A 346-nucleotide genomic window follows, 5' to 3' on the forward strand; every position below is an offset into this window, starting at 1 on the left:
GCACGGGCCCCGGAAAGAAGGGCCCGCGACCCACGAGGTCCAGCCCAGGCGCATCGGGTTCGCGGCGCCGAGCACGCTGCTGCGCGACGCGGTGGTCGCAAGGCTCAGTTCCATCTCGACCTTCAGGTCTTGCGGAATGAAGCGGCGCACCAGCCACTTGGCCAGCGCATGGTCGGCGCGCGCGGCAGCAGGTCGCGCAGGCGCTGCGGGCTCAGCTCGCTGAACGAGAGGCGGATGCCGGCGCCCTGGTCCCACACGCGCCGGCCCAGCACGGCGCCGCCGCCCAGCGGCGTGCGCATGTCCAGCCGCGCCGATGCATCGGGCTCCAGCGCGAGCCAGCGGCCAC

At 74.3% G+C, this 346-nt stretch carries 1 pseudogene; it reads right to left on the bottom strand.

The features are described from left to right. Positions 1-299, bottom strand: a pseudogene (locus BMG07_RS45315) (type VI secretion system baseplate subunit TssG); the annotation flags it as partial. Between the last annotated feature and the right edge of the window lie 47 nt (positions 300-346).

This window comes from Variovorax sp. E3 (assembly GCF_016082275.1).
Lineage (GTDB): Bacteria > Pseudomonadota > Gammaproteobacteria > Burkholderiales > Burkholderiaceae_C > Variovorax.